An 18300-nucleotide genomic window follows, 5' to 3' on the forward strand; every position below is an offset into this window, starting at 1 on the left:
GGACGCGTGTAACGGACACGTGTAACGGACGCGTGTAACGGACGCGTGCAACAGGCGCGGGCACCAGGCCCGGCGGCGCGTTCGCGCGGCTGTCATAATGTCAGGTCCGGCGGCCGGTTCGGCCGCGACCGTTTGATGTGGAGCGAGGGTTCATGTCCGACCTGTTTCAAGTCGAGCCGCGCCGCCCGCTCGCCGAGGCGCTGCGGCCGAAAACGCTCGCCGAGGTGATCGGCCAGACGCATTTGCTGGGCGAAGGCAAGCCGTTGCGGCTCGCGTTCGAATCCGGCAAGCCGCATTCGATGATCCTGTGGGGGCCGCCCGGCGTCGGCAAGACGACGCTCGCGCGGCTCACCGCGCTTGCGTTCGACTGCGAGTTCATCGCGCTGTCCGCGGTGCTCGGCGGCGTGAAGGACATCCGCGAGTCGATGGAGCAGGCGAAGGACACGCTGAACCGTACCGGCCGCCACACGATCCTGTTCGTCGACGAGATCCACCGTTTCAACAAGGGGCAGCAGGATGCGCTGCTGCCGTTCGTCGAGTCGGGCCTCGTGACCTTCATTGGCGCGACGACCGAAAACCCGAGTTTCGAGGTCAATTCGGCATTGCTGTCGCGGGCGCAGGTGTACGTGCTGAAGTCGCTGAACGACGACGAGATGCGCCAGTTGCTGAAGCGTGCGCAGGAAATCGCGCTCGACGGCCTCGCGTTCGACGACAAGGCGATCGATACGTTGGTCGGCTACGCGGACGGCGACGCGCGCCGCTTCCTGAACCTGCTCGAACAGGCGCAGACGGCGGCGACGTCGGCCGGGGTCACGACGATCGATGCCGATTTCGTCAGCAACGCGATGACGCTGAACGCGCGGCGCTTCGACAAGGGCGGCGACAACTTCTACGACCAGATTTCGGCGCTGCACAAGTCGGTGCGCGGATCGAGCCCGGACGGCGCGCTGTACTGGTTCTGCCGGATGATCGACGGCGGCGCGGATCCGAAGTATCTCGCGCGGCGCATCGTGCGGATGGCGTGGGAAGACATCGGCCTGGCCGACCCACGCGCGTTGCAGGTGGCGAACGATGCGGCCGAAACCTATGAACGGCTCGGCTCGCCGGAAGGCGAACTCGCGCTCGGGCAGGCCGTGATCTATCTCGCGTGCGCGGCGAAGAGCAACGCCGGCTACAACGCGTTCAACCAGGCGATGGCGTTCGTGAAGCAGGACAAGTCGCGCGAGGTGCCCGTGCACCTGCGCAACGCGCCGACCAGGCTGATGAAGGAGCTCGGCTACGGTCACGCTTATCGTTACGCGCACGACGAGCCGAACGCGTACGCGGCCGGCGAGACGTACCTGCCGGACGGGATGCGCGAGCCGCGCTGGTATCAGCCGGTGCCGCGCGGGCTGGAGTCGAAGATCGCCGAGAAGCTCGCATGGCTGCGCGAGCTCGATCGCGAGGCCGGCAAGAAGGATTGACGGCGCCGCCCGCGCCGGTTCGATCCGCGCTGCCGTGCAGGCGTCAGCGCTTGCGGGCCGGCTGCTGTTTCTTCCAGTATTCGAACGGCTCTTCGTGGCATTCGATGTCGAGTTCGGCGACCCGCGCATGCAGGCGTTCCTGCGCGTCGGCGATCGCGAGGTTGTAGATCGCCGGCGCGACTTCCTGAATGAAGAAATGCAGCAGCGCGCCGGCCTGGATGTTGCCGATCGGCTCGTCCATGTTTTCTGTGAAATAGCGTTGCAGCGACGCGATCGCGCGGTCGCGAACATCCTTGTCGAGTTCGATGGTCATCGGATTCCTTGGGCTGTGACGCGGAGCCGACGCTCCGCCCGATTCGGTTGCCGCCAGCCGGCGCGGGCGTTGTGCGATCCCGTCATGGCCACGCGCTCGGCAATTCGCCGGCCGCCGATGCGGCGGACCGCGAATGCGATATTGCCATGGCTGCCCATTTGCGGCATTGTCCATCCGGCCGACGCCGTGGCGGCCGCGCGGTGCGTTAGAATTCCCGTCTTACACAACGATTTTCCAAGTCCTCCCATGCTCGACATCCAGTTGCTGCGCAAAGACCTCGACGGCGTCGCCAAGCGCCTCGCCGATCGCGGCTACACCCTCGACGTCGCCGCGTTCTCCGCACTCGAAGCGGAACGCCGCGCGATCCAGACCCATACCGAAGAGCTCCAGGCGCGCCGCAACAGCCTGTCGAAGCAGATCGGCGCGATGAAGGGCAAGGGCGAGGACACGTCGGCCGTGATGGCCGAGGTCAGCGGGATCGGCGATGACATGAAGGCGTCGGAAGCCAAGCTGGGCGAGATCCAGGCGCGCCTGTCCGACCTGATGCTGGGCATGCCGAACGTCGCGCACGAAAGCGTGCCGGTCGGCAAGGACGAAGCCGACAACGTCGAGGTGCGCCGCTGGGGCACGCCGCGCCAGTTCGACTTCGCGGTGAAGGATCACGTCGACGTCGGCACGCCGCTCGGCCTCGATTTCGAGACGGGCGCGAAGCTCGCCGGTGCGCGCTTCACGATGCTGCGCGGCCCGATCGCGCGCCTGCACCGCGCACTCGCGCAGTTCATGATCGATACGCACACGCAGCAGCACGGCTATACCGAAACGTATACGCCGTACATCGTGAACCCGGAGATCCTGTACGGCACGGGCCAGTTGCCGAAGTTCGCGGACGACATGTTCCGCGTCGAGAAGGGCGGTGCGGAAAACACGGTCACGCAATACCTGATCTCCACGTCCGAGATTTCGCTGACGAATACCGTGCGCGAGTCGATCGTCGACGCCTCCGCGCTGCCGATCAAGCTCACCGCGCATTCCCCGTGCTTCCGCTCGGAAGCCGGTTCGTACGGCCGCGACACGCGCGGGATGATCCGTCAGCACCAGTTCGACAAGGTCGAGATGGTGCAGGTCGTCGCGCCGGAAACGTCGTACGCGGCGCTCGACGAAATGGTCGGCCACGCGGAAGCGATCCTGCGGAAGCTCGGCCTGCCGTACCGCGTGATCACGCTGTGCACGGGCGACATGGGCTTTTCGGCCGCGAAGACGTTCGATCTCGAGGTGTGGCTGCCCGCGCAGAACACCTATCGCGAGATCTCGAGCTGCTCGAACACCGAGGCGTTCCAGGCGCGCCGGATGCAGGCGCGGTTCCGCAACGCGCAGGGCAAGCCGGAGCTCGTGCATACGCTGAACGGTTCGGGTCTGGCGGTCGGCCGCACGCTCGTCGCGGTGCTGGAGAACTACCAGAACGCGGACGGCTCGGTCACGGTGCCGGAAGTGCTGCGTCCGTACATGGGCGGCATGGAGCGGATCGACGCGCCGGCACAGGCGTCGTAACGCGGGTCTTTCGGAGTCTTCGCAAAAAAATTGCAGAAAGGGCTTGTCAGCCTCGAAGCGATCGTCTTATAATCTTTTTCTCGCGGAAACGACCAGCCGCGAAATGCAGCAAGGAAGGAGAGGTGGCAGAGTGGTCGAATGTACCTGACTCGAAATCAGGCGTACGGTTTCCCCGTACCGTGGGTTCGAATCCCACCCTCTCCGCCAAAATACGAAGCCCCTTGATCCGGAAGGATCAAGGGGTTTTTCGTTTTGGGTCGTCGGTGCAATGTGTCGATTACGGATGCGGTGACGACAGGCTGGCTACGACGGCTGCATCGGATCGTGCCGGCGCGATCCTGCCGCATCTTCGATGCCGGCTCGCTGCATGACGAATACCGCGGCCCCGTGACGCACCGACTGTCGGAAGTCCTGACGGGTTTGCATGGCTGACTGCCGTCGTCACCGGGCCATGTCCGCGTTGCCCGAAATGGCGTGACGGCGTCGCTGTCGCACCGTGCGCATGCAAACCGGTTGCCGGCGCGCCAACCGTCTCCCACAGCGCTCGCCGGCTTCTACACAGTCCTGCCGACCCATCACCCCGCCGCCGGATACTGCGCCAGCACCCTGTCGCGGATCGACGGCTTGATATTCGATTGCGCCATGTCGCCGCGATAGTGCGCGACGACTCGCGGATTCATCACGCGATACCAGAGCGGCGGTACGTACGCGAACAGGATCATCGTCGCGTAGCCGGCCGGCAATTGCGGCGCATCGTCGAAGTGGCGCAGCGCCTGGTACGAGCGCGTCGGATTCGCGTGATGGTCGGCGTGTCGCTGCAACTGGTACAGGAACAGGTTCGTGACGACGTGATTGCTGTTCCACGAATGCTGCGGCGTGCAGCGCTCGTAGCGCCCGTTCGGCAGTTTGCGGCGGCCGAGCCCGTAGTGCTCGACGTAATTCACGACTTCGAGCAGCGACGCGCCGTAGACGGCCTGGATCACGAGGAACGGGATCACGACCTTGCCGGCCATCGCGATCGCGATGCCCCACACGACGACAGTCATCGCCCATGCGTGAAGCACTTCGTTGCGCCAGGTCCACGGCGAATGGCCGAGCCGTTCGAGGCGAGCCTTCTCGAGCCGCCACGCGGAGCGGATGCTGCCCGTCACCGTACGCGGCAGGAACGCCCAGAACGACTCGCCGTAGCGCGCGCTCGCCGGATCCTCGGCCGTCGCGACGCGCACGTGATGGCCGCGATTGTGCTCGACGTAGAAGTGGCCGTACGCGACCGGCGCGAGCGTGATCTTCGCGAGCCAGCGTTCGAAGCGGTCGGTCTTGTGCCCGAGTTCGTGCGCGGTGTTGATCGAGATGCCCGTCGCGGCGCCGAGAGACAGCGCGAAGCCGACGTAGTCGTACCACGCGAGCGTGTGCGTGCCGACGATCCAGACGCACATGAAGAATGCGACGTATTCGACGAAAGTCGCGAGATAGACGATGTACCGGTAATAGCGCTCGCGTTCGAGGCGCGGCACGACGGCCTCGGGAGGATTGTCGCGATCGTCGCCGATCAGCGTGTCGAGAATCGGGATCACGCCGAACGCGAACAGCGGGCCGAACCACCAGAACACGTGAAGGCCCGTCGACAGCGCGAGTTGCGCGGCGAGGATCGGCAGCGTGATCGTCAGCGCGCCGAGCAGCCACAGGTAACGCTTGCCATCCGACCAGCCCGAGGCCGATCCGTCGGTCATTGCCATTGTCTCCCTCCAGTCGGCCGGCCCGCGGGCGGCCGCATGCAAGATTGTTCGACTCCACGTGGTCCGCGACGCGCGCGGCAGCGCCGGATCTTTGCCCGGTTCTGCCTGTTATACGACCGGTGCGCGCGCTTGCCAAACCCGCGCGCTAGGCGTGGCGCTCCAAACGGCGGGGTGCGCGAGACGCAGGGCGGGGCGGGGCCGCTACGCGCGGATTGAAACGTACCGATGACGGCGGATCGGCCCGCGCGGCGGCGCGTTCGTCAGACGATTGGCTCGGCGTGCGGCGCGCACAGGCCGGTGTGACGGGGCTGCAACAAATGTTGCATCGCAATAATGAGGCTGCCGAAATATGGGCGCCGTGCGCTTTGGTTCGCTTATATTACGTAGCGTTACGGCCGCGGCGACGCGTTGCAACGCGGTTCGAGACCGGCCGGCCGAGCATCGCAAGGAGAACGACGCGTAGCGCCGGATCACGCGATCGCGCTCACCCTCCCGTCGTCCGCGTCGATGCCCCGATGCTGCACCTGCACACCGAGCGGTGCGGGTCGTCGCTGATGACATCTGCCGCCTTTCGATCCGCGCCGCCATTTGAAAATTACGATTTGACTCATGCCCCGCTTTCGGTTGAAGCTACTAGCTTGCTGTCCGAAGGGGGCTGTGCCTGCATGAGTTCGACCTTGACCGTTCGTCGTATCGCTGCCGACCAGGGCGGCGTGTATCGCGAACTCCGCGCCGCATCGCTGCGTGAGCCCTATGCGCCCGGCGAAGCGCCGGAGGCCGAATTGCTGACCGTCGAAACGGACGCGGCGTCGGCGATCGCCGCGCAGCGCGCCGTGTCCGACGAGTCGACGACTTTCCTGCTGTACACCGAAGGCCACCCGGCGGGCATGATCGGCGCGTATTTCGACAACACGCCCGATCGGCGCGCGTTCGTCAGCGAACTGTGGGTCGCGCATGCGGTGCGTCATCTGCGGGGCGGCGTGCTGCTGCTGGAGACGGCCACCGCATGGCTCGCCGAGCGCGGCGCCACCGACGTCTACGCGTGGATCGCCGATGCGAATCGCAACGCGATCCGTTTCTACGAGCGTGCCGGTTTCGGCAACACCGGCGAACATGCGCCGATCGCGCGGATGCCCGGCGCGATGAAATCGCTGTTCGTGTCGCAGGTGAAGCACTGAGCCGACCTCGAAATAGCCCGCCGCGCGGCGCGACGAAAGCCCGATCGCCCGCTGGCCTGCCCGCCTGCCGGTTGCGCGTCCGCCCGGGCCGCCGCAACCCTGAGTCCCAAAAATAATGGCCGCCCGCGTGGACGCCTGTAAAATACGCAAAAAATTTTTGCAGAGTGTCCATGTCGCTTAAAAAATCGCCATTCTTCGAGCTGCGCAGCGGATCGGTCGATACGTTGCTGTTCACCGTGAAGACGACCGATCTCGACGCGTTGCGTACCGAACTGGTCAAGCGCTTCGAAGCGACTCCCGAGTTTTTCGCCGACGATGTCGTCGCGATCGACGTTCGCCGCCTGGCTGACGGCGAGCGCGTCGCGCTCGCGGACATCCGCCAGATGCTGAACGACGTGCGGATGCGTCCGGTGGGCGTCGTCGCACTGGCAACGCAGGGCTGGGCGGGGGAAGCCGGCCTGCCGTTGCTGGAGGCGCGCGATCGCCGCGCGCCGGCCGCGAAACCTGCCGACGAAGCGGAGCCGGCGGCCGTGCCAGCCGTCGAGCCCGCCGCCGCTGCGGCAGCCGCTGCGGCGCCCGAACAGCCGTCGGAGCCCGCGCCGACGCTCGTGCAGGCCGGCGGCCAGACGCTGGTGATCGACCGGCCGTTGCGTTCGGGGCAGCAGATTTACGCGAAAGGAGACCTCGTGGTGCTCGCGCCGGTCAGTCACGGCGCGGAAATCATCGCGGAAGGCAATATCCACATCTACGCGCCGTTGCGCGGCCGCGCGCTCGCGGGCGTGCACGGCAATCACGACGCGCGCATTTTCTGCACGTGTCTCGAACCGGAACTGATTTCGATCGCGGGTATCTATCGAACGACCGAGAACCCGCTGCCCGCCGACGTACTGGGCAAATCGGTACAGATCCGGCTCGAAGAGGAAAAACTGATGATCGAACCGCTGCGCCTGACGTGATTCACGCGGTGCGCTCCGGATCGATCGGCTCTCATTGACGAACACAGGGTATTGGGTAAATGGCAAAAATCATCGTGGTGACCTCGGGCAAGGGCGGCGTGGGCAAGACGACGACGAGCGCGAGCTTCGCGTCGGGTCTCGCGCTGCGCGGCCACAAGACGGCCGTGATCGACTTCGACGTCGGCCTGCGCAACCTCGATCTCATCATGGGCTGCGAGCGTCGCGTCGTGTATGACCTCGTGAACGTGATCCAGGGCGAAGCGAACCTGAACCAGGCGCTGATCAAGGACAAGAAGTGCGAGAACCTGTTCATCCTGCCGGCGTCGCAGACGCGCGACAAGGATGCGCTGACGCGCGACGGCGTCGAGAAGGTGCTGAACGACCTCGTCGCGATGGACTTCGAATACATCGTCTGCGATTCGCCGGCCGGTATCGAAGCCGGCGCGCTGCATGCGATGTACTTCGCGGATGAAGCGCTGATCGTCACGAACCCGGAAGTGTCGTCGGTGCGCGACTCGGACCGCATTCTCGGCATCCTGTCGTCGAAGACGAAGCGCGCGACCGAAGGCAAGGAGCCGATCAAGGAACACCTGCTGATCACGCGTTACAGCCCGAAGCGCGTGAGCGAAGGCGAGATGCTGTCGCTCGAGGACATCAGCGAGATCCTGCGCATCAAGCTGATCGGCGTGGTGCCCGAGTCGGAAGCCGTGCTGCATGCGTCGAACCAGGGTCTGCCGGCCGTGCATATCGACGGTACCGACGTTGCGGAAGCGTACAAGGACGTCGTTGCCCGCTTTCTCGGCGAGGACAAGCCGCTGCGCTTCACCGATTACCAGAAGCCGGGCCTGCTGCAGCGCCTCTTCGGCAGCAAGTAACGGAGGCCGCCCATGTCCATCCTTTCGTTTCTCCTCGGCGAGAAGAAGAAGTCCGCATCGGTCGCGAAGGAGCGCCTGCAGCTCATCATCGCGCACGAGCGGGTCGGCGGCCGGCCGCCTGCCGATTACCTGCCGGCGCTGCAGAAAGAGCTCGTCGCGGTCATCTCGAAGTACGTCCATATTTCGGACGATGACATCCGCGTGAGCCTCGAGCGCCAGGACGATCTCGAAGTCCTCGAAGTGAAGATCGAGATCCCGCAAGCCTGACGCTGAGCGCGTGTCCCTCCGCACGGCGGCGCCCGCCGCCGTGCGCGTCTTACGCCCTGTTGCACTTTCGGGCACGCCGTAACACGACGCCTGTCGTCCGTCATCGACCCTCCCGCATTGAACGAATACGCTCACGTGTGTTGTTCAACCAGGAGGTTGTGATGGCTGTCTCTACCGTTTCACGTCGTATCGTTTCGCTCGCGCTGTTCGCCGCGGGCCTGTCGGCCGTCGTCGCGCCGTTCGCCGCGCATGCGGACGAGATTCTCGTCGGCACGCCCGTGATCGCGCCGCAGGGGCGCATGGTCATCGCGGAGCCGGTCGCCGTGCCTAGCGGGGAAATCGTCGCCGTCGCGCCGAATGCGCCGCCGCCCGTGCGCTACGAGGTCGTACCGGCCACGCGCGTGGGCTACGTGTGGGAGCGCGGGCACTGGCATTGGGAGCATGGGCGCTACGTGTGGATCGGCGGCCACTGGGAGGCCGAGCGCGTCGGCATGCAGTGGGTGCCCGGGCATTGGGACCAGCGCGGTCCGAACTGGTTCTGGACCCGCGGCCACTGGGCTTGATGGCGGCGCGCGATGAAAAGAACCGCAATCGCCATCGCGCTCGTCGCGATCACACTGGCCGGGTGCATCGTCGTGCCGGCGCGGCCGGTCTACTACCGACCGGCGCCCGTCGTGATCTACTGAGCGTCGCGCGGGCCGTGCTGTTGCGTCGGGCCGTTCGCATCGGTTGCAGCGGGCCCGGCATCGTGCGGCGCCGCCGTGTCCGCAGCGCTGTCGGCCGGCGCCGCAGCGGCCGGCTCCTCGTCGCCTTCGTCGCCTTCGTCGCGCAGCGTGTCGAGCGGATCGGCGGGGGCCGCCGTTGCATCCCGGGGTTCGGTCACGTCGGTCGTGTTGCCCGCCGCGGGCGCTGCGGTTGCCGAGGCCGGCGCGACGGGCGGCGCGAGATAGCGCTGCGCGAGCGTCTCGTAGAGCGGCGGCGCGAAAAAGCGCGATACCCGGCTCGATACCAGTGCGGTCGCCATCAGCGAAATCACGAGCGCGTGACCGTTGATCATTTCCATCACGATCACGAACGACGTGATCGGCGACTGCGTGACGGCGGCCAGATAGCCGACCATCGCGAGCGCGATCAGCATCGGCAGGCTCATGTTGCTGAACACGGCATGCAGCACGTTGCCGAAGCCGGCGCCGATCGACAGCGACGGCGCGAAGATCCCGCCCGGGATGCCCGGCAGGTACGACGCGACCATCGACACCATCTTCAGGAGCGGATAGAACACCGACAGCTGCTGACTGCCGTCGAGCAGGCCGCGCGCCTCCGCATAGCCGCTGCCGAACGTCGTGCCGCCGGACACGAGTCCGACGACGGCGATCGTGAAGCCGCACAGCGCGGCGAACGCGACCGGCCGCTCACGGTACAGGCCCAGCAGTTGCGCGGGCAGCCAGCGCCCCGTGTTCAGCAGCAGCCAGCAGAACAAGCCGCCCGCGATGCCCGTCACGATCGCGGTGACCAGCACCGCCACCGCCAGCAGCTTCGGGAAATGGAGCCCGGCGTTGATCGTGCCGAAATACGTGTAGTTGCCGTTCAGCCCGAGCGCGACGACGCCGGCGAGGATGATCGCGGTGATCAGTACGCCGCTGGCGCGTGCGGAGAAGCTGCGGGTCAGTTCCTCGATCGCGAACACGATGCCCGCGAGCGGCGTATTGAATGCGGCCGACAGTCCGGCCGCCGCGCCAGCGAGCACGAGCTGGCGTTCGATCTGCGCGTTCGAGCGCGGGTAGAAGCGCCGCAGGTTGAACATCAGCGCCGCACCGACCTGCACGGTCGGCCCCTCGCGGCCGATCGTGAAGCCGCCGAGGATGCCGAGGAACGAGATCAGCACCTTGCCGAACAGGATGCGCAGCGTCAGCAGCCGCGCGCCGAATGCGCTCGGGCGCGCATGCAGCGTCGCGATCACCTGCGGGATGCCGCTGCCCTCGGCGCCGCGGAAAAAGCGGCGCGTGATCCATGCCGACAAGGCGGCGATCGCCGGCGTCAGCAGCAGCGGCAGCCAGACGGCGTGATCGCGCATCGCGCGAAAAGTCTCGTAACCCCAGTCGATCAATCGGGCATACAGTACGGCCGCGAGGCCGACGACGATCGCGCCGAGCCAGAAAACACCATACTGGCGCCAGATTCGCAGCGAGCGGCGGGTAAGGGCGGGAAACAGCGCGGGAAGGGCAGGGCGCGGCATGGGCTCGGGCCGGAGGGCAAAGAGGGAATTATAAAAAGAACCGGATGCCACGGGGGCGACGATGCTCCGCGAAGGACGACAAAAATTCACAAAAGAGATGCAATTTGTTGCAAATGTAATGCTCGCGTAATGTCTGTGCATAGCAACGGTCGTTAGCATGCCAGAATGGCCAGTCGAGAGTCCCCGCACATCGTGAAACGTATCCTTATCGTGAAAGTGACGTCGCTCGGCGATGTCGTCCAGACGCTGCCTGTCGTCGCCGACCTGCATCGCGCTTTCCCCGGCGTGACGGTCGACTGGGCCGTCGACGAATCGTGCGCGGAGGTCGTACGCTGGCATCCGGGTGTGAGCGCCGTCCTGTGCGCGCCGCTGCGCCGTTTCAAGAAACTGCGCAATGCCGGCGACCTGAAGGCCATCTCGGCATCGATCGGTGCGTTGCGTGCGCACCGCTACGACGCGATCATCGATCTGCACGGCGTGTACAAGAGCGCGATCATTTCGTCGCTGGCGCGTGGCGCGCGTCGCTTCGGCTACCAGACGCAGGATCTCGGTGAAACGGGTGCGCGCTTCGCGTATTCGCACCGTTTCGGTCCGCGGCCGGACTGCGACGCATGGCACGGGATGCGCGTGAGTGCCGGCGAAGCGCTCGGCTACGTGCCGGAAGGGCCTGCCACGCACGGCATCGTCGCGCCGCAGGATGCGAACCTGCCGGCCGCCGTGACCGACGGCGGGCCGTTCATGCTGCTGTTCCATGCGACGTCCAATCCCGACAAGAAGTGGCCGGCCGAGCACTGGGCCGCCCTTGCGACGCAGATGATGGCGCGCGGCGTGCGCGTGCTGTTGCCGTGGGGATCGGCGGCCGAGCACGACGATGCGCGCGATATCGCCGCGCGGGCGCCGGGCGCGGTCGTGTTACCGGCGATGACGGTGCGTGAGCTCGGCGCGGCGCTTGGCCGGGCCGCGCTCGTGGTGGGTGTCGATACGGGGTTCGTGCACATGGCGCACGCACTGCAGCGGCCCACCGTCATGATTTTCGTCGCGACGTCGCGCCACCATTGCGGCATCGGCGGCGTGCCGAATGCGCTGTCGATCGGCGAGCCGGGCGCGATGCCGACCGTCGACGAGGCGCTGGATGCGATCGATACGGTTTGCCCGGCCTACGGCGCGGTGCGCGCGCGGCTGTTGGCCTGACGCGGCGCGGCGGCCGCGGTCAGGCGAGCAGTGCTTCGACCGTGACGACGGCTGCGATGGCCGCCAGATTCGCCAGCAGCGCCTCGAACACGAGGCCGCGCCAGGTCTTCGGCCGGAACCGCAGCGCGAGCAACAGCGCGCCACCGAGCGCGAGCGCAAGGATCAGCACGAGATCGGCATTGGCAAGGCGGATATTCATGGCGACGGCTCCTTTCGGGGCGGGATCCCCGGGCGCGCAACGACGCGCCCAGGATCGAGTATAGGCAGCGCCCGCCGCCGTACAACCCGGGTCGCCCCGAAGGGTCAGACGAGCGACGCGTCGCGCGTTTCGCGCATCAGCAGCACGCCGATCAGGCTGATCGCCGCCGCCACCGACACGTAGCCGCCGACCCACGACAGCCCGCCGCGCGCGGCCAGCAGTTGGGCGATATACGGCGCGATCGACGCGCCGAGGATCCCGCCGAGGTTGTACGCGACGCCCGCGCCCGTGTAGCGGACGTTGGTCGGGAACAATTCCGGCAGCAGCGCGCCCATCGGTGCGAACGTCACGCCCATCAGAAACAGCTCGATCGTCAGGAACAGCGCAACGAGCGGCATCGAGCCGCTGCCGAGCAGCGGCTCCATCGCGAACCCCGACAGCAGCGCGGCGATCGCGCCGACGACCAGCACCGGCTTGCGGCCGAAGCGGTCCGACGCCCATGCGGACAGCGGCGTCGCGAGGCCCATGAAGACGACTGCGAAACACAGCAGGCCGAGGAAGCTCTGGCGCGGAATATGCAGCGCCGACACGCCGTACGACAGCGAGAACACCGTCGAGATGTAGAACAGCGTGTAGCAGACGACCATCGCGAGCGCGCCGAGCAGCGTCGGCCGCCAGTGTTGCGTGACGAGCGTCGCGACCGGCACGCGCACGCGCTCGTTGCGGTCGAGCGCCGCCTGGAACGCGGGCGTTTCGGTGATCTTGAGCCGCACGTACAGGCCGAGCGCGACGAGCACCGCGCTGACGAGGAACGGGATGCGCCAGCCCCAGCTGCGGAACTGCGCGTCGGACAGCGACAGCGCGAGCGCGAAGAACAGCCCGTTCGACATCAGGAAGCCGACCGACGGCCCCAGTTGCGGGAACATCCCGAACCAGCCGCGCTTGCCCTGCGGCGCGTGCTCGGTCGCGAGGAGCGCCGCGCCGCCCCATTCGCCGCCGAGGCCGATCCCCTGGCCGAAGCGCAGCACGCACAGCAGCACCGGCGCGAGCGCGCCGATCGCGTCGTAGCCGGGCACGAAGCCGATCGCGGTGGTGGACACGCCCATCACGAGCAACGATGCGACGAGTGTCGACTTGCGGCCGATGCGGTCGCCGAAGTGCCCGAACAGGAACGAGCCGATCGGGCGCGCGATGAACGCGATCCCGAACGTGACGAACGCTGACAGCGCTTGCGCCGTCGCGGAGCCGTGCGGGAAGAATACGGGGCCGATGACGAGCGCGGCGGCCGTCGCGTACACGTAGAAATCGTAGAACTCGATCGCGGTGCCGATGAAGCTCGCGAACACGATGCGCCGGTGGCTGACGGCGCCGGCCGAACCGGTTGCGTGTGCAACGGTTGCGGGGGATGCGGACATGGATGTCTCCGTTTTGTCGTTGGGGCAGCCGGCTGGGCGTGCGCCGGGGCAAGCGACTGCCTGCCGATAGCCGGGCAAATGATTGATGCGGATGACGCGGTGGCGGCGTGGACGTGCGCCGTGGCGCGGACGTCACCCGCCGGTCGACGATGGAGACGGGTACGTCGCCGCCGCCCGGTGCCGGCGTGGTCGGCTCGCTTGCCGGGTGGGGCGCGCGAACGCGCGCGCGGCGTGATGGCCGCGCGAGTGCGGAAAATTATAGCCAGCGGCGGCGCCCACCGGCAATCGGGCCGCGGCGGCGCGTCAGTCGATCGATTGCGCCTGCGCGGACGCGGTGCTTTGCAGCTGGAAGTGGCCGTCGTCGTTGAAGAGCCAGCCTTCCATCAGTTCGAGCCGGCCGTTGCCGTCGAGCAGCCGCGACGGCGGCGCCGGCAGCGGCGCCGAGCGGCGCAGCGACGCGAGCGCGAGCGCTTCCGCCTCGCTGTCGCCGTTGCTGCGATAGACGGATGCGTTGATCACGCGGCCGCTGCCGTCGACGGTGAAGGCCACGACGACGAGCGAACGCAGCATGGCCTGCGGTGTACCGTGCAGCATGCCGGACGGATTGCGTTCGGCGACGCGGTGCGCGACCTCGACGCGATACTGGTCGAGATTGCCGCTGCGTATGACCGACGGAATCGTCAGGACCGAGCGTAACGACGAAGGCGGCGTGATCGTGCACGCGGCGAGCAGGGCGACCGCGGCCAGCGCAGCAACACGCAGCCGGGGGACGCGCGGACGGAGAAGGGGGCGCATGACGTGATGGCCGTGAGGGACGATAAAAAAATGATAGGCGTACCGGCGCGAGACGATATGGGGGGAAACGCATAGCGCGCGGGATCGGTCGTTGCGATCGCGGATGACGCCGGCCGGACGTCGCGTCGGGCAACGCGCGTCGAGCAACGCGATGTGACGCGACATGCGACAGCGTCCGCGGCGCACGCGCGTGTTGGAAGGCTGAAAGCCGCGGCACGCTGCGATCGTCCGGTCGCGCGGCGCGGTCAGCCGACGCGGCAACCTCGGCGGCCTTCCGGGGAATCGTCGGCGATGCGTTCGGGCCGCGTCAGAAGCCGTGCGTCACGAGCGACAGGACCGACAGGTCGGGGTGCGTGCCGTCGATGATGCTCTTGCCGATGTGCACGGCTTCGTGGGTCGCCTCGTCGACGCTCGCGAAGCTTTCCTCGCCGTCCGCATGGAACGGCACTGCATGGCCGGGCAGCGCGGGATTCACGCCCGGATGGCACACGTAGCCGGTGTAGGTATAGCGCGTGTCGCTGCCGGGCATCGCGGCCGGCACGACATGGATTTCGAAGCCTTCGTAATCGACGTGGTCCGTCGCGGTCGACAGGTCGGTCATGGCGATCTCCGTGTGCCGCGCGCAGGAGTGGCGCGTGCGGCATCGAATACATCGAACACGCGGCGGCGTTCGTGTCGCCGTGTTGAACGAATTCTAGGCGATGGCGGGGCGGGCCGGGAGGTGTCCGGCTGTGTGCGGCCGCGGGCGTCCGGGACGCTCGCACCCCGTCGCTTCGGCGCGTCGACGATCCGGCGCCGATTCCATCAGCGGGCGACGTAAAGGGGGCATCACATGGCGGGCGTCATTGCTTGCAGCGCGCGTCCTTGCGCTGCACGACGACGATTACCGGATACTTCTGGCCATGATCGAGTTCCACGCGCGCGACGACGGTCAGCGTCGCCGGATCGGAATCGTCGTACACGCTGACCTGTTCGTTGCGCAGATAGGTCACGCCGGTGCAGTTCGACGTGCGTCCGTCGTCCGCCACCTTGCACTGAAGCTCGTTGTCCTTCAGGTAGTTGTACGGCGACGGGCTCGCGAGATATTCGCTCAGCCCGCGCGGCGAACCGCCGACGCCGGTCACGTACGCGATCGCGCACGACGCTTGCGCGTCGCTGCCGGAGACGGTGTCGGCCGCCGCATGCGTGCTGACGGCGGCCAGCACGGCGACGAGCGACGAGGCGAGGAAGGGCTTCATGACGTGGATTTCCCGTTTCGCGAATCGGAGCGCGGGATTGTAACGGCATCCGGCGCGATGCGTCGGGACGTGCGGGGCGCACGCGTGCGGACAAACAAAAACCCCGTCATTCTGCGAATGGACGGGGTTCGGCGAATTTCCTGGCGGAAGCGGTGAGATTCGAACTCACGGACAGTTTCCCGTCGCTGGTTTTCAAGACCAGTGCCTTAAACCGCTCGGCCACGCTTCCACACGAGGCGGCATTGTAACCGAAATGCCGCCTCGTTCATCCGTTCAGTCGTCGCGCAGGAACAATTCCTGCAGGTCGTTGAGGAAACGCTGGCCGAGCGGCGTCGGCGCGATTTGGGTGAAATCGCGCGTGATCAATCCGCGCCGTTCCGCTTCCTTCAGCGCGGGCTCGATCGTGCTCATCGGCAGGCCCGTGCGTTCGACGAAGCTGTGCACGGGAAAGCCCTCGACGAGCCGCAGCGTGTTCAGCATGAATTCGAACGGCAGGTCGCGCGCGCCGACTTCACGCTCCTCCTGCACGGCCGTGCCGGCCTTCGCCTGTTCGATGAAGGTTGCCGGATGTTTGTAGCGTGCTTGCCGCAGGACCCGGTTGGGGAACGACAGCTTCGTGTGGGCGCCCGCGCCGATCCCGAGATAGTCGCCGAAGCGCCAGTAGTTCAGGTTGTGCTTGCACTGATGATTCGGCTTCGCGTACGCGGATACTTCGTAGCGCCCGTAGCCGGCTTCGGCCGTGCGCGCGTGAATCCATTCCTGCATGTCGGCCGACGCGTCGTCGTCGGGGACGACGGGCGGAAACTTCGCGAACAGCGTATTCGGCTCGAGCGTCAGGTGATACAGCGACAGGTGCGGCGGCGCGAACGACAGCGCGGTCTCGATGTCGGTGCGGCATTCGTCGAGCGTCTGGTTCGGCAGCGCAAACATCAGGTCGAGGTTGAAGTTGTCGAAGTTCTTCGCGGCGATGTCGACGGCCGCGCGCGCCTGCGCGGTGTCGTGAATCCGGCCGAGCGCCTTCAGGTGCGCTTCGTTGAAGCTCTGGATGCCGACCGACAGGCGGTTCACGCCGCTTGCGCGGAACTGCGCGAACTTCGCGGCTTCGAACGTGCCCGGATTCGCCTCGAGCGTGATCTCGGCATCGGCGTCGAGGGGCAGCAGCGCGCGCACGTCGGACAGCATCCGGTCGAGGCCGGCCGCCGACAGCAGGCTCGGCGTGCCGCCGCCGATGAACACCGTATGCACCTGCCGCCCCCACACGAGCGGCAGCGCCTGCTCGAGATCGGCGCGCAACGCGTCGAGATAGTCGGCTTCCGGAAACCGTTCGCCTTTCCATTCGTGCGAGTTGAAATCGCAGTACGGGCACTTGCGTACGCACCACGGGAAATGCACGTACAGCGCGAGCGGCGGCAGCGACGTGAGGCGCACCTGGCCGGGCGACGTGAAGGTCGCGACGACGCGCGCGCCGGTTTCCGCGGCCTGGCTCATGCCGCCTCCCGCAGCGAAGGGGTATCGGGCAGGCTCATGCTTCCTCCGCGAGCCGCGCGAGCAGCGCCTTCAGCGCCAGCGCGCGGTGGCTGTGCGTGTTCTTCACGGCCGGCTCGAGTTCGGCGGCCGTCGCGCCGAGCGACGGCAGGTAGAAATACGGGTCGTAGCCGAATCCGTGATCACCGCGCGGCGTATCGACGATCTCGCCGGCCCAGCGCCCTTCGGCGAACAGCGGTTCCGGATCGTCCGCATGGCGGACGAGCGCAAGCACGCAGCAGTAGTACGCGCGCCGGTCGGCGACGCCGCGCAACTGCTCGACGAGATACGCGTTGTTCGCCGCGTCGCCCTTGTCGCGGCCCGCGCGCTGCGCATAGCGCGCCGAATAGACGCCTGGCGCGCCGCGCAGCACGCGCACGCACAGGCCGGAATCGTCGGCGATCGCCGGCAACCCGGTGAGCCGCGACGCGTGGCGCGCCTTGGTCAGCGCGTTCTCGATGAACGTGCCGAACGGCTCTTCCGCCTCGGGCACCGCGAGGTCGCCCTGCGGGACGATCTCGATGCCGACCGTCGAGAACAGCGCGGTGAATTCGCGCAGCTTGCCTGCGTTGTTCGACGCGAGAACGATGCGCGACAGCGGCGCGACGGTGCGGTCGTCAGGCATGGGTCGCACCCAGGACCTCTTTCTGCAGCCGCACGAGCTCGGCGATCCCGCCCTGCGCGAGGTCGAGCAGCGCGTTCATCTCGGCGCGCGAGAACGGCACGCCTTCGGCCGTGCCCTGGACTTCGACGAAGCCGCCCGCGCCTGTCATCACGACGTTCATGTCGGTGTCGCAGCGCGAGTCTTCCGCGTAGTCGAGGTCGAGCACGGGCGCGCCTTCGTACACGCCGACCGAGATCGCGGCGACGTGGTCGGTGATCGGCGAGCGCGCGAGCTTGCCGGCCGCGATCAGCTTCGACACCGCGTCGTGCGCGGCGACGAACGCGCCGGTGATGCTGGCCGTGCGCGTGCCGCCGTCGGCCTGGATCACGTCGCAGTCGAGGTGGATCGTGCGCGGGCCGAGCGCCTCGAGATCGAACACCGCGCGCAGCGCGCGGCCGATCAGGCGCTGAATTTCCTGCGTGCGGCCCGTCTGCTTGCCGCGCGCCGCTTCGCGGTCGCTGCGCGTGTGGGTCGCGCGCGGCAGCATCCCGTATTCGGCGGTCAGCCAGCCTTGCCCGCGCTCGCGCAGGAACTCGGGCACGCGCTCGGCGACGCTGGCGGTGCAGAGCACCTTGGTGTCGCCGAATTCGACCAGCACGGAGCCTTCGGCGTGTTTCGTGTAGTGGCGCGTGAGGGCGACCTTGCGCAGTTCGTCGGCGCGGCGGCCGCTCGGGCGGGAAACGGGAGACGTCATGGGGAAAT

General features: G+C 67.1%; 19 protein-coding genes and 2 tRNA genes. 9 read left to right on the forward strand and 12 right to left on the reverse strand.

What is annotated here, in order from left to right; all coding sequences use genetic code 11:
* Positions 1-152: 152 nt before the first annotated feature.
* Entirely contained in the window at positions 153-1463 is a 1311-nt protein-coding gene (locus tag CFB49_RS04400; protein ID WP_069621124.1) for a replication-associated recombination protein A, read from the forward strand.
* A 43-nt stretch (positions 1464-1506) separates the two neighbouring features.
* On the opposite strand, the gene CFB49_RS04405 is transcribed toward CFB49_RS04400, so the two are convergent.
* On the reverse strand, positions 1507-1776 hold the full coding sequence (locus tag CFB49_RS04405) for a DUF2164 domain-containing protein (RefSeq protein WP_050011597.1): 270 nt from the start codon (positions 1774-1776) through the stop codon (positions 1507-1509).
* 246 nt (positions 1777-2022) lie between these two features.
* On the opposite strand from CFB49_RS04405, the gene serS reads away from it, so the two are divergent.
* Both serS and CFB49_RS04415 read left to right on the forward strand, forming a co-directional pair.
* Positions 2023-3324: a serine--tRNA ligase gene (gene serS, locus CFB49_RS04410; RefSeq protein WP_089490770.1), complete on the forward strand. Its 1302-nt coding sequence runs from the start codon at positions 2023-2025 to the stop codon at positions 3322-3324.
* A gap of 116 nt (positions 3325-3440) precedes the next feature.
* A tRNA-Ser gene (locus tag CFB49_RS04415) sits at positions 3441-3531 on the forward strand.
* A 368-nt stretch (positions 3532-3899) separates the two neighbouring features.
* On the opposite strand, the gene CFB49_RS04420 is transcribed toward CFB49_RS04415, so the two are convergent.
* Positions 3900-5060, reverse strand: coding sequence for an alkane 1-monooxygenase (locus tag CFB49_RS04420; protein ID WP_089490771.1), 1161 nt, complete (start codon positions 5058-5060; stop codon positions 3900-3902).
* A 554-nt stretch (positions 5061-5614) separates the two neighbouring features.
* Here CFB49_RS04420 and CFB49_RS04430 point away from each other — a divergent pair.
* From CFB49_RS04430 to CFB49_RS04450, 5 genes are all read left to right on the forward strand, one after another.
* On the forward strand, positions 5615-6238 hold the full coding sequence (locus CFB49_RS04430; RefSeq protein WP_226093718.1) for a GNAT family N-acetyltransferase: 624 nt from the start codon (positions 5615-5617) through the stop codon (positions 6236-6238).
* A gap of 170 nt (positions 6239-6408) precedes the next feature.
* The gene (gene minC, locus CFB49_RS04435) at positions 6409-7194 is read left to right on the forward strand and encodes a septum site-determining protein MinC (RefSeq protein WP_046545139.1); all 786 of its coding nucleotides are present in this window, start codon (positions 6409-6411) and stop codon (positions 7192-7194) included.
* Between the two features lie 59 nt (positions 7195-7253).
* Positions 7254-8069, forward strand: coding sequence for a septum site-determining protein MinD (gene minD, locus CFB49_RS04440; protein ID WP_006476635.1), 816 nt, complete (start codon positions 7254-7256; stop codon positions 8067-8069).
* Positions 8070-8081: 12 nt separating this feature from the next.
* Positions 8082-8336, forward strand: coding sequence for a cell division topological specificity factor MinE (gene minE, locus CFB49_RS04445; RefSeq protein ID WP_006476634.1), 255 nt, complete (start codon positions 8082-8084; stop codon positions 8334-8336).
* A gap of 161 nt (positions 8337-8497) precedes the next feature.
* Complete coding sequence (locus tag CFB49_RS04450) at positions 8498-8899, forward strand: YXWGXW repeat-containing protein (RefSeq protein WP_089434685.1); 402 nt, start codon at positions 8498-8500, stop codon at positions 8897-8899.
* Positions 8900-9015: 116 nt separating this feature from the next.
* Here CFB49_RS04450 and CFB49_RS04455 read toward each other — a convergent pair whose 3' ends face one another.
* Positions 9016-10572 carry a chloride channel protein gene (locus CFB49_RS04455; protein ID WP_089490772.1) on the reverse strand — a complete coding sequence of 519 codons (1557 nt, stop codon included), beginning with the start codon at positions 10570-10572 and terminating at the stop codon, positions 9016-9018.
* 192 nt (positions 10573-10764) lie between these two features.
* Here CFB49_RS04455 and waaC point away from each other — a divergent pair, with 192 nt between their 5' ends.
* Positions 10765-11763: a lipopolysaccharide heptosyltransferase I gene (gene waaC / locus CFB49_RS04460; protein ID WP_069621119.1), complete on the forward strand. Its 999-nt coding sequence runs from the start codon at positions 10765-10767 to the stop codon at positions 11761-11763.
* A gap of 19 nt (positions 11764-11782) precedes the next feature.
* Here the strand turns inward: waaC and CFB49_RS04465 are convergent, their stop codons facing one another.
* The 9 genes from CFB49_RS04465 to rph all read right to left on the reverse strand — a co-directional run bounded on the left by CFB49_RS04465 (position 11783) and on the right by rph (position 18292).
* Positions 11783-11962 (reverse strand): hypothetical protein, encoded by a 180-nt coding sequence (locus tag CFB49_RS04465; RefSeq protein ID WP_006486620.1) that lies wholly within the window; start codon positions 11960-11962, stop codon positions 11783-11785.
* 104 nt (positions 11963-12066) lie between these two features.
* Complete coding sequence (locus CFB49_RS04470) at positions 12067-13377, reverse strand: MFS transporter (protein WP_069621118.1); 1311 nt, start codon at positions 13375-13377, stop codon at positions 12067-12069.
* Between the two features lie 303 nt (positions 13378-13680).
* The gene (locus CFB49_RS04480) at positions 13681-14172 is read right to left on the reverse strand and encodes an energy transducer TonB family protein (protein WP_069621117.1); all 492 of its coding nucleotides are present in this window, start codon (positions 14170-14172) and stop codon (positions 13681-13683) included.
* A 307-nt stretch (positions 14173-14479) separates the two neighbouring features.
* Positions 14480-14773, reverse strand: coding sequence for a hypothetical protein (locus CFB49_RS04485; protein ID WP_050011588.1), 294 nt, complete (start codon positions 14771-14773; stop codon positions 14480-14482).
* Positions 14774-15014: 241 nt separating this feature from the next.
* The gene (locus tag CFB49_RS04490; protein WP_089490773.1) at positions 15015-15410 is read right to left on the reverse strand and encodes a hypothetical protein; all 396 of its coding nucleotides are present in this window, start codon (positions 15408-15410) and stop codon (positions 15015-15017) included.
* A 141-nt stretch (positions 15411-15551) separates the two neighbouring features.
* A tRNA-Ser gene (locus tag CFB49_RS04495) sits at positions 15552-15639 on the reverse strand.
* A gap of 44 nt (positions 15640-15683) precedes the next feature.
* Complete coding sequence (gene hemW / locus CFB49_RS04500) at positions 15684-16898, reverse strand: radical SAM family heme chaperone HemW (protein WP_069621115.1); 1215 nt, start codon at positions 16896-16898, stop codon at positions 15684-15686.
* Between the two features lie 34 nt (positions 16899-16932).
* Entirely contained in the window at positions 16933-17559 is a 627-nt protein-coding gene (gene rdgB / locus CFB49_RS04505; protein ID WP_089490774.1) for an RdgB/HAM1 family non-canonical purine NTP pyrophosphatase, read from the reverse strand.
* Positions 17552-18292: a ribonuclease PH gene (rph, locus tag CFB49_RS04510; RefSeq protein WP_069621113.1), complete on the reverse strand. Its 741-nt coding sequence runs from the start codon at positions 18290-18292 to the stop codon at positions 17552-17554. The genes rdgB and rph overlap by 8 nt, the downstream gene beginning before the upstream one ends.
* Between the last annotated feature and the right edge of the window lie 8 nt (positions 18293-18300).

The sequence above is a fragment of the Burkholderia sp. AU17457 genome (assembly GCF_002223255.1).
In the GTDB taxonomy this organism is placed as follows: Bacteria; Pseudomonadota; Gammaproteobacteria; order Burkholderiales; family Burkholderiaceae; genus Burkholderia; species Burkholderia sola.

What these genes read in the sequence shown, in the direction of transcription:
- CFB49_RS04400 (WP_069621124.1), top strand. Translation starts at nt 153, where the DNA reads ATGTCCGACCTGTTTCAAGTCGAGCCGCGCCGCCCGCTCGCCGAGGCG.
- CFB49_RS04405 (WP_050011597.1), bottom strand. Translation starts at nt 1,776, where the DNA reads ATGACCATCGAACTCGACAAGGATGTTCGCGACCGCGCGATCGCGTCG.
- serS (WP_089490770.1), top strand. Translation starts at nt 2,023, where the DNA reads ATGCTCGACATCCAGTTGCTGCGCAAAGACCTCGACGGCGTCGCCAAG.
- CFB49_RS04420 (WP_089490771.1), bottom strand. Translation starts at nt 5,060, where the DNA reads ATGGCAATGACCGACGGATCGGCCTCGGGCTGGTCGGATGGCAAGCGT.
- CFB49_RS04430 (WP_226093718.1), top strand. Translation starts at nt 5,615, where the DNA reads ATGACATCTGCCGCCTTTCGATCCGCGCCGCCATTTGAAAATTACGAT.
- minC (WP_046545139.1), top strand. Translation starts at nt 6,409, where the DNA reads ATGTCGCTTAAAAAATCGCCATTCTTCGAGCTGCGCAGCGGATCGGTC.
- minD (WP_006476635.1), top strand. Translation starts at nt 7,254, where the DNA reads ATGGCAAAAATCATCGTGGTGACCTCGGGCAAGGGCGGCGTGGGCAAG.
- minE (WP_006476634.1), top strand. Translation starts at nt 8,082, where the DNA reads ATGTCCATCCTTTCGTTTCTCCTCGGCGAGAAGAAGAAGTCCGCATCG.
- CFB49_RS04450 (WP_089434685.1), top strand. Translation starts at nt 8,498, where the DNA reads ATGGCTGTCTCTACCGTTTCACGTCGTATCGTTTCGCTCGCGCTGTTC.
- CFB49_RS04455 (WP_089490772.1), bottom strand. Translation starts at nt 10,572, where the DNA reads ATGCCGCGCCCTGCCCTTCCCGCGCTGTTTCCCGCCCTTACCCGCCGC.
- CFB49_RS04465 (WP_006486620.1), bottom strand. Translation starts at nt 11,962, where the DNA reads ATGAATATCCGCCTTGCCAATGCCGATCTCGTGCTGATCCTTGCGCTC.
- CFB49_RS04470 (WP_069621118.1), bottom strand. Translation starts at nt 13,377, where the DNA reads ATGTCCGCATCCCCCGCAACCGTTGCACACGCAACCGGTTCGGCCGGC.
- CFB49_RS04480 (WP_069621117.1), bottom strand. Translation starts at nt 14,172, where the DNA reads ATGCGCCCCCTTCTCCGTCCGCGCGTCCCCCGGCTGCGTGTTGCTGCG.
- CFB49_RS04485 (WP_050011588.1), bottom strand. Translation starts at nt 14,773, where the DNA reads ATGACCGACCTGTCGACCGCGACGGACCACGTCGATTACGAAGGCTTC.
- CFB49_RS04490 (WP_089490773.1), bottom strand. Translation starts at nt 15,410, where the DNA reads ATGAAGCCCTTCCTCGCCTCGTCGCTCGTCGCCGTGCTGGCCGCCGTC.
- hemW (WP_069621115.1), bottom strand. Translation starts at nt 16,898, where the DNA reads ATGAGCCAGGCCGCGGAAACCGGCGCGCGCGTCGTCGCGACCTTCACG.
- rdgB (WP_089490774.1), bottom strand. Translation starts at nt 17,559, where the DNA reads ATGCCTGACGACCGCACCGTCGCGCCGCTGTCGCGCATCGTTCTCGCG.
- rph (WP_069621113.1), bottom strand. Translation starts at nt 18,292, where the DNA reads ATGACGTCTCCCGTTTCCCGCCCGAGCGGCCGCCGCGCCGACGAACTG.